The following is an 8,282-nucleotide window of genomic DNA, read 5'->3' as shown; positions in this document are numbered from 1 at the left end:
TCATTTTTAAAGGCAATGAGTAACTCAAGCAAACGATCAGAATAATCCCTGCCGGTATAGAAATAAATGAAGCCAACTGCTTTATTACTTTTTTAAATGGATTGATTTTGCATCCCTCCAATTAAAGCACGCTTGATTCCATTGAGCATGAAAATCAGACCGCCATAAAAAGCTAATGGAACAAGTACTGTCCAAGGAGTACTGGCTAAACGATTAATATTCTGCCCAATCAAGCCGCTCCATTCGTTCGACATGGTTACGGTATATTTAGTCGTTGCATCTAATTGTGTTTCTAATGAACCGCCTAAATACAATTGAAAATACGCTAAATAAATAAAGAGGGCTAAATTTTGTGTTAGGATTTTGAAAAACAAATTTAATATAAGTTCCGTTAATTGCGGCTTAAAAGAATACTGAACCGACCTCAGTTTAGAACTGCCTAACGTTTGGCTGACAAGAGCAAAATCTTGCTTGAAAAGAAAGTTCAGTTCAGCATGAAAAAGTTTAACCAAATTTGGAAGACCAACAAGAAACAAAACAAACAGTTGAATCAGTATAAATTCCATATTAGCTGTCGGCGGAACATCCTCTGCACTAAACAACAAAATATGGTAATATGGGCCTATTAACAACAACAACAAAAAAGGTTTAGGTATCAATGTAAAAAGCTTATCAAAATATGAAAAGACAGGCAGCAATAATGCTGTTCCTAATTTATAAAGAGATAAAACACTGAACAATAAACCGCATAAGATTTGAGCACTACTTAGCAATAAACCAATAAAAAAAGTATACTTAAATCCTTGAATGACTTTAGCGAAAATGGTAAATCCTAGAATATCTGTACCAAACGGTTGTACTTCAAGAGGAGTAAAAGGCGGATATTTTAATGTTCCATCTATCATGGTCTTCTCTACCCGAATTGTGAGAAGCTTTGATAATATCGGTTCATATAAACAACTGAGCAGTAAAAAAATCAACACGATGGAACACAATGCCCATAACGTTGTTTTCTTCTTTTTTTGTGCGAACATCTAAAGAATAACCTCCCTTTTTATTAGTATAGCTTATTTTCTTCAGCCCAGCTGATTCTGAAATACTTTCTATTTCATTTATATAGTTTTAATATAAACTGTTTTTTTTGTCTGCTCTCTCTGTATTTAAGTTCGCCATAAAGTTTCTAGTTATCATACCAGTTTGATTCATCGTATAATCATACAGGTTTCTTTATTCGCTCTTTTTTTCCAAATTATATCTTGGAAAGATGTGTCCATGCAGAAATTAATCTGTATTTCCTAATATATCGTAATTAATTCTTAATGGATTGCAGATATGTATAATCGCATCTCCTACAATGCTCATATCTACCAAAAAGTCTCTTCTTTCTTCTAAAGTCAAATCATTTAAAGAATGAATTACTTTTTTTGGTAGCATAACACAATATCCCGTTAAAAATTGCGTATCTCCAAAGACTGCCCCCCCTCCTTTCAACTCTAACATTAACATAGGATTAGTTCCGTTTTTGCAGACTCAATTCTATTTAACTGCCATTCTTCCATATTGTGCTGCTCCCTTCTGGAATAAAAATAATATAGTAAAAAACTTCTATATAAAAATGGATACAAAGATATTCATCTCCTGCTTTTAATCTTTTGCTTAGTTTCATATCTTACCAGACTGATAAGCTTTAATATATTCTCTACATAATGAGTCTGTTATAAGAAATACTGGTAAAAACGAAAAAATTTCTATTCCATTTAATAAAGCAGGCGTGCTTTGAAAATATAAATTATAGGTAGCTAATGAAGCTAAACTATTGTTCTTCAGACTAGTGATGGATAGAATATCAATACCATTAAGAGTCAAAACATTCATTTCATTTTTCACTTCTTGAATGTCTCCGCTTAAAGACACCACAATCAGCAAATCACCTTTAGTAAATGTTACTTTTGAAGCTATCTCTAATTCTTTTTTCGAAGAAAGAACAATGGGAAATTTTTCTACTACGATCAAACTTCTTCTTAAATCCGAAAGAACATCTCTTTGCCCCCAGCCAGTACCGTAACAAAAAATCCTTTCAGCCTGGTGAATCTTTTTGATTATCGGTTCACAATTTGTTTGGTTGAACAACTTTAGTGTATTGGTGATATCTTCTCTTTGTGTATCGCTAAAGTTTGAAACAGTTTGATCCAATTCTTTTTTTGTTTCATTTTTCAAACTATATTTAAACTCGCTATACCCAGAGAACCCAATTTTTTTTACGAGTCTGGAAATGGTAGATTTAGAGGTTAAGGTTTCTTGAGCTAAGGCAATAATGGTCATTCCTTTGCACTTCTCTTTATTTTGAATGATGTAAGACAGTATCTGTAAATCGCTTTCATTCAATTCACGATAGTGCTGGTTAATTAAAGCTTCTAAATCCACTATTGATCTCTCCTTATAAAAATAATAAAGCGAAAAAAATAGAGAAATCAAAATTTCTCTATTTTTTACATCTTATTATGATTATACCATAGGCACCGTTACCTTCACGGAATCTTTTAGCTCAGGCCAGTAACCTTGGTTTGCTTTAATTAAATCATCTAAGAGTTGTTTTGCAACTCTTGCGTTTGGAACAGTTCTTGAAAGAATAAGAGCTTGCCACAATTTTTGGTAAGAACCTTCTGCCCAAGCTTCTACAACCAGTTTCTCAACAGCTACTTGCTGTTCCATCAGACCTTTTTGGAAACGTGGAATTTCGCCTTGCGCTAATGGCTCAGGACCATTTGATCCTACAATACATGGAATCTCTACCATTGCTGTAGGGTCAAAATTAGAAAGAGCTCCATCATTAGGAACGATCAAAAGCATTCTTTCTTTCGTGTTATAAGCAATAGCACGTGCTAAGTCAACGATGTAAGAAGCATGGTCATCTGTTTCTAATTTTGCATCTTCAGCTGTTTGAATATTAGCAATGCGATTACATTCAGAAAATACGGACTTTTCACGATGTTCCATTACTTCATTAGCACGTGTGTGATCTGGATCAGCTAGCGCAACTTCGTCTTGAGGGAAAAAGTAATATTTTAAATACGTATTTGGCAGTGTTTTCGGGTCTAAAGGATATACTTCTTTAGCTTTACCATAAGTATGCATCCAGCTTGGTTCAATTTCTTCTCCTGGCCGACCAACTAATTCATTTGGTGTCACATAACCATGTTCGGCTACATGTTCTTTGATTTTCGGCATCAAGTCATTGCCGTCTTTGTCACGAATATCCGTCCACCAGCCAAAATGATTTAAGCCATAGTACCGTACTGTCATGTCTTTTCGTGATTGCAAACCTAATATTTCCGACATTCGGTGTTCAATTCCTACAGGCATATCACAAATATTAATGATTTTAGCAGTCGGTCTTAGTTTACGAGTAGCTTCAGCTACTATTGCTGCTGGGTTAGAATAATTTAACATCCAAGCATCAGGTGAATATAACTCCATGTAATCTATCAGTTCCAGAACTCCGCCAATTGAGCGCATTCCATAAGAGATTCCGCCAGGACCGCATGTTTCTTGGCCGATGACTCCATATTTCAATGGAATTTTTTCATCTTGTTCACGCATTGCATATTTTCCTACTCTAATATGTGCCATAACAAAATCTACGTCTGTAAATGCTGTTTCTGGATCTGTTGTAGCTAAAAATGTAATTTCCGGAGCACGTTCTTGTAAAATGATCTCACAAGCATCAGCAATTTCTTTTTGTCGCTCTTCATCATTATCAAAAAATTTAATTTGACGAATAGGAAATTTATCTAGGTTTTCTAATAACATCATAATGATTCCTGGCGTAAATGTACTTCCTCCGCCTGCTATAAGTAGTGATTGTTTTTTTAATGTCATTTTTATTTCCCCTTTTCTTTTGTTTTGGTTTTATTTATTACATACTTTATTCAACAGTAGCGGCTAAATCACTCCCTTCAATAGTAAGCTGATTTTCAAAAGCATCTCTTACTTGAGGCACGTCCAAACCGATAATAACTTGGAAAGCTTTCCCTTTTCTTACTAACCCATGAGCGCCGCCTTCTTTAAAATAAGCTTCTTCGTCCACTTCTCTGCCAGGCGTTTTTATATCGAATTTAAGAATGGCAAAACGAAACACTACAAAATAAATCAAGCTGAAGAGCAAACCGACAACAATTAATAAAATAATTGAACTTACATGGTTTAGGGACATAGGTATAATATATTGGCTTACCACCGCTATTAAACCACTGCCGATATCTCCAACAACTCCTAACGAATAGAGTGTTGCTCCCAAAGCACCTGCTAATACTGCATGTACCAAAAATAACTGAGGAGCAAGGAACAAGAATGTAAATTCAAATGGCTCTGTAATCCCCGCCAATACTGCTGTCAACGCTGTGGGAATCAGTAACGCTAGTATTTTCTTTCTTTTTTCTGGTTTCGCTGTTGCATAAAAAGCGGCCGATATGCCAAGCGGTGCAAACAATTTAGATGCATTATGCAGAGCAAATCCACCAGCTGGAAACAGCTCTTTAATAGGCGCTGTGGATGAAGCAATCTCATTTAAATTTTGTAACCAGTTTGCTGTGATCCCGCCTTCTAATACTGCAGGCCCATAAATAAAGGGTTGATAAATAAAATGATGAAGTCCAGTAGGAATCAATAGTCTTTCCAAGAAGACATAAATACCAACACCCAGAGTTCCAGAACTTGCTAAAGACCCTTGCAATGAAACAATGCCACTTTGAATTACTGGCCAAATCCATGCAGTCATAAACGCTACTGGCAACATTATGAAAAAGCCAATGATAACAACTAAGGATGATCCTTGGAAAATTCCTAACCAGTCTGGCAGTTTAGTTTCAAAAAAACGATTGTGTATCCAGACTACAATTGCAGCAATCAAAATAGCACCAATTAGGTTAGTATCTAATGTTTTTATTCCAGCAATTAGCTTTAAGCCGCTTGCGCCGCCTACTTCTTGATTAAAATCTACACCAAACGTTGTTCCCATTAATTCAATAATTTTACTAACAAAATTATTAAATGTCATATAAACAACTAAAGATTCTAGAGCCGCTCTTCCATTAGCTTTCTTGGCTAATCCTAAAGGCAGTCCTATTACAAATAATAATTCCATTTGATTAAATACTGTCCATGCTCCATTTTCGATTACAGCCCACAAATTTGACCAAAATGTTCCATCTGCTGCTATCCCTCCAACGATCATTGCATTTTGCATCATAATAGCGATGGACAATATTATTCCTGAAAAAGCAAACAACAAAACTGGCGTAAACATTGCACCACCAAACCTCTGTAACTTTTGCATCATCTTCACTTCATCTCCTTTTCTTTATTTGAAGCGCTTCCACAAGTGAAATATACCACTTTTTTTTCGTCTCAACAATCTTATCTGGATGAATAGATAAACCTTTCATGTATAGATAAATTTCTCTTATTGTGGGAAATTTATCACACCTTTTAAAAATAAATAATAGGATTTGTTACAACATTACTTAAAAAACAAAAATATGAAAAGAACCATTAGCATACTGTTTAGTTAGAAAAAGCCCACACTAAACTTATTTTTTTCTCTTAATCAATGATAAAAGCGCAAACAACTCTATTGTCATTAAAAATAACCATCCAAATCTTGAAGCACAAGTTTTGAATGATTATTTTTTCAGTTCTATTTTATTGGTTATAAGGGTTTCAAAATATTACCAATCGACGGTTCTTATTGTTTTTTCTGCCATTTTTCCAATGGCTCTTCTTGTTCTTTTTCTAACGGTATTTGCTGCATAGAAAGCTTACGTTCTGAACGCGGTTTTTCGAAATCTGAATAAATGGCTTTAGAGGCTCCTAAGCCAGCTTCCGCCGCAGTTTCGATCGACACACAATAAAATCCTTGTTTTATACCAGATAAATACATCGCTGCTAAACACATGGGGCATGGCTCTCCACTAGCATAAATTGTATATTCTGATAAATCATGTGTTTGAAGCTCTGATTGCGCCTTTCGAATAGCCAACATTTCAGCATGTCCGCTAATATCATAAGTATGATGAAGCTCATTTACACCTTCAGCAACGATTTTCCCATCTTTTACTAGTACTGCTCCAAAAGGCTGGCCTCCATCACAAACATTTTTTACAGCAAGTTCTACTGCTCTTTCCATAAATTGATTCATTTTCCCCCTCCTAAAACTTGTCTGTTACATACTCTTTACTGTAAAGGATTCAACTTCATTAAGCAAAAAACAGCTCCTTTTAACGTTCATTCACTTCAAAAAAAGCTGATTGAGAACATATCTCAATCAGCTTTTTTGCTAGGTTCTTTGCTTTATTAGGATACTAATTTTAACCCTATTGTTGCTCCTAAGATCATTGCAATAAAAAGGATTCTTTTCCAGTCTTTTGATTCACCATACAGCAACATTCCTAATAGAGCTCCGCCAGATGCTCCTATTCCTGTCCAGATAGCATAAGCTGTTCCCATAGGAATGGTTTTCATCGCATACGATAGAAAGAAAAAACTAGCTCCAAAACCTGCTGCTAATAAAAGCAGTGATTGCCAATTGCGGTGTTGATTCAGTCGATTGATCATCATGACACCCACTACTTCGAATAACCCGCCTGCAATTAATGATAGCCACGCCATTAAGAAACACCTCCTTTTTCAGGTTTGTCTTCGGTCACTAACTTCAAGCCGATAACACCGGCTAGCAAAAGAAAAATCAGCAGCAATTTACTGATATTTAGAGGCTCGTTAAAGAAAATAATTTCAGAAAAGACTGTTCCTGCTGTTCCTAAACCAACAAAGACTGCATATACTGTTCCCACTGGAATGTATTGACTTGCTGCAATAATCAAATAAAAACTAAGCACGATTGCAAAAAGCGTTCCCAGCCATTCCCAAACATTAGTCGCATGGTTTAAACCAACTACCCATAGTACTTCACAAACAGCACCTAATAATACTTTTCCCCAATGCTTATTCATATAAAAGTTTCCCTCCTCATTTATTGCAAAATAAAAAGCTCGAAAGTGAACTGTTTACCAGTTACTCCCGGGCTTTTGTCCCTCCGTGACACAGAAAAACTGTGCGTTTTCTCTCGGACCAGTCCAATCATTTAGATTGCGGAACCCTAGAAAACAATCGATTTGTGCAATTAACTTTTAGTATAAAGATTATTTCCAAATAGTCAAGAAAAAATAGACATATCACTTTCAGCTTACTATTATCTTTTCATTCAACCGACAGTCAAATCACTATCAGTTCAAACTTCATTTGCCAAAGGTTGTTGTTTCCAAAGCCAACAGTTTCTTCTTCATAGGCAACTTACCCCTGTATCCGGAAATCTCTCCATTTTTATGGATTACTCGATGACAAGGAACAACAATTAAAATAGGATTTTTCCCAATGGCGGTTCCGACAGCACGGGAAGAACCAGGTCGATTGATCTTATTAGCGATTTCCCCATAAGAAGTCGTTTCGCCATAAGACAGATCCTTTAATGCTGTCCACACTTCTTGTTGAAAATCGGTTCCAATCGCATTAAGTGGAATATCGAAGCGACTTCTTTCTCCTTTAAAGTACTCTTGCAATTGTTCAGCGTATTTAGCTGTCTCTGCTTCATTTTCTTCTAACAAAGCATCCAATACATATTTTTCAGTCCATTTTTCTAATTCAGCGAAGCCTTCACCCAACGAACCAACAAAACAGAGTCCTTCTGATGTGGCAGCTAGATAGAGCGGCCATTCTTGATTGTCCAGCTGCTGGTAAAAAACAAGTTGACTTACTTTATTTTCCATTCTTTTCCTCCCCCTTTAAAACGATTTATTTTGCTTCAGTATTGATTTTTTTAATGATTTTTGCTGGTACACCTGCAACAACTGTATCCGCTGGTACATCTTTGTTGACAACTGCTCCTGCAGCAACAACGGATCCGTTTCCAATAGTGACACCCGGCAGTATAGTTGAATTGGAACCGATCCAAACATTCTCTCCAATTGTAACGGAAGAAGGATAAACAGTGTTTCGTGTTTCTATGGATAAGCCATGGTTAAGTGTGGCAATTGTAACGTTCATTCCCAATAAGGCACCATCTCCGATACTGACCCCGCCTCTATCTTGAAAGGAACAACCGATGTTAAAAAATACGTTTTTCCCAATAGAAATATTTTTTCCAAAATTCGTATAGAACGGTGGATTGCAAACAAAAGAAGGATCGATTTTTTTGCCTGTCAATTCACTAAAAATAGCCACTATTTCTT

Annotated in this window: 9 protein-coding genes, 1 pseudogene and 1 riboswitch; all 10 genes and pseudogenes read right to left on the bottom strand. The window is 35.8% G+C overall.

What is annotated here, in order from left to right:
* Nucleotides 1–92 precede the first annotated feature (92 nt).
* A complete protein-coding gene (locus RT405_RS04150; protein WP_313467809.1) occupies nucleotides 93–1,034 on the bottom strand; it encodes a peptide ABC transporter permease in 942 nt (313 codons plus the stop codon).
* 182 nt (nucleotides 1,035–1,216) lie between these two features.
* A pseudogene (locus RT405_RS04145) lies at nucleotides 1,217–1,559 on the bottom strand (HIT family protein); the annotation flags it as partial.
* 103 nt (nucleotides 1,560–1,662) lie between these two features.
* Nucleotides 1,663–2,424, bottom strand: coding sequence for a MurR/RpiR family transcriptional regulator (locus RT405_RS04140; RefSeq protein ID WP_313467808.1), 762 nt, complete (start codon nucleotides 2,422–2,424; stop codon nucleotides 1,663–1,665).
* An 81-nt stretch (nucleotides 2,425–2,505) separates the two neighbouring features.
* Nucleotides 2,506–3,879: a 6-phospho-alpha-glucosidase gene (locus RT405_RS04135; RefSeq protein WP_313467806.1), complete on the bottom strand. Its 1,374-nt coding sequence runs from the start codon at nucleotides 3,877–3,879 to the stop codon at nucleotides 2,506–2,508.
* Nucleotides 3,880–3,925: 46 nt separating this feature from the next.
* Nucleotides 3,926–5,338, bottom strand: a complete 1,413-nt coding sequence (locus RT405_RS04130) for an alpha-glucoside-specific PTS transporter subunit IIBC (RefSeq protein ID WP_313467804.1) — start codon at nucleotides 5,336–5,338, stop codon at nucleotides 3,926–3,928.
* 405 nt (nucleotides 5,339–5,743) lie between these two features.
* Nucleotides 5,744–6,196: a nucleoside deaminase gene (locus tag RT405_RS04125; RefSeq protein ID WP_313467802.1), complete on the bottom strand. Its 453-nt coding sequence runs from the start codon at nucleotides 6,194–6,196 to the stop codon at nucleotides 5,744–5,746.
* 155 nt (nucleotides 6,197–6,351) lie between these two features.
* Nucleotides 6,352–6,666: a multidrug efflux SMR transporter gene (locus RT405_RS04120; RefSeq protein ID WP_192987261.1), complete on the bottom strand. Its 315-nt coding sequence runs from the start codon at nucleotides 6,664–6,666 to the stop codon at nucleotides 6,352–6,354.
* A complete protein-coding gene (locus RT405_RS04115) occupies nucleotides 6,666–7,007 on the bottom strand; it encodes a multidrug efflux SMR transporter (RefSeq protein WP_035030159.1) in 342 nt (113 codons plus the stop codon). The genes RT405_RS04120 and RT405_RS04115 overlap by 1 nt, the downstream gene beginning before the upstream one ends.
* Before the next feature lie 62 nt (nucleotides 7,008–7,069).
* Nucleotides 7,070–7,168: riboswitch (guanidine-I (ykkC/yxkD leader) on the bottom strand.
* 124 nt (nucleotides 7,169–7,292) lie between these two features.
* A complete protein-coding gene (locus RT405_RS04110) occupies nucleotides 7,293–7,820 on the bottom strand; it encodes a methylated-DNA--[protein]-cysteine S-methyltransferase (protein ID WP_313467799.1) in 528 nt (175 codons plus the stop codon).
* 25 nt (nucleotides 7,821–7,845) lie between these two features.
* Nucleotides 7,846–8,282 (bottom strand): DapH/DapD/GlmU-related protein (locus RT405_RS04105; protein ID WP_313467797.1); only part of this gene is annotated, 437 nt, incomplete at its 5' end.

This window comes from Carnobacterium sp. (assembly GCF_032094055.1).
Taxonomy (GTDB): Bacteria; Bacillota; Bacilli; order Lactobacillales; family Carnobacteriaceae; genus Carnobacterium_A.
This window is presented reverse-complemented; position numbering and strand designations above follow the sequence as displayed.